The organism is Fructilactobacillus sp. X2R5C2, from assembly GCF_059901375.1.
The window spans coordinates 1-270 of the sequence record NZ_JBWXUX010000018.1 but is presented as its reverse complement, the minus strand read 5'-3'; the positions used below and the strand labels follow the sequence as shown (position 1 = coordinate 270).

The 270-nt window shown below is 64.4% G+C and carries 1 protein-coding gene; it reads right to left on the bottom strand.

The window, feature by feature from the left end:
• Positions 1–95: 95 nt before the first annotated feature.
• Positions 96–270, bottom strand: a 175-nt coding sequence (locus AC6UD2_RS06775) for a pyrroline-5-carboxylate reductase family protein (protein WP_500698431.1), incomplete at its 5' end; no start/stop codon positions are given.

The window sequence follows — 270 nt, the reverse complement described above, 5'->3', positions numbered from 1 at the left end:
GGACAAAACGCAGCAGGACGATCACCAGGTAGAGGCTGACCAGGGTTTGCACCACGAAGATCGCGGCGCCAGACAGTGCATTCATCTAAAGCTCCTTATTTGCCCAGTTGTTCGGCCAGCTCGGCGGAGCGCGTGGCCGCAGCCTGCAGTGCCTGCTCGACGATGGCTTCGAAGCCGCTGGCCTGGAACGACTTGATGGCCGCTTCGGTGGTGCCGGCGGGCGAGGTGACGCGGCGGCGCAGCTCGGCGGCATCGACATCGCTTGCAACC